The 270-nt window shown below is 68.5% G+C and carries 1 protein-coding gene; it reads left to right on the top strand.

Going from position 1 to position 270, the window contains the following annotated elements:
- Window positions 1-269 (top strand): hypothetical protein (locus tag RMT89_RS43210; protein WP_399498994.1); only part of this gene is annotated, 269 nt, incomplete at its 5' end.
- Window position 270 lies beyond the last annotated feature (1 nt).

The following is a 270-nucleotide window of genomic DNA, read 5'->3' as shown; positions in this document are numbered from 1 at the left end:
AGGCTGGCAGCGCGTCGGTGGAGGGCCCGATCCAACGCGGGCGCAGCAAGCTGCGCGTCGAATCGGGAAACCTGACGGTCAAGTTGGCGGCCGACTCGAATGTGTCGGTGCGCGCCGAGGCGCAGCTGGGCAAGGTGTCGTGGCCGGCGTCCGAGCACGGCAACGTCGACGAACTGGTGTTGGGCAACGGATCGGCGCGCCTCGACGTGAGCGCCGTCATGGGCTGGGTCACCATCAAGGTCGAGGAGGACGCCGATGCCCAGGCATGAC

The organism is Streptomyces sp. P17 (assembly GCF_032436805.1).
Classification (GTDB): Bacteria; Actinomycetota; Actinomycetes; order Streptomycetales; family Streptomycetaceae; genus Streptomyces.
The sequence above is the reverse complement of the archived record's forward strand: the minus strand, read 5'-3'. Positions and strand labels throughout refer to the sequence as shown.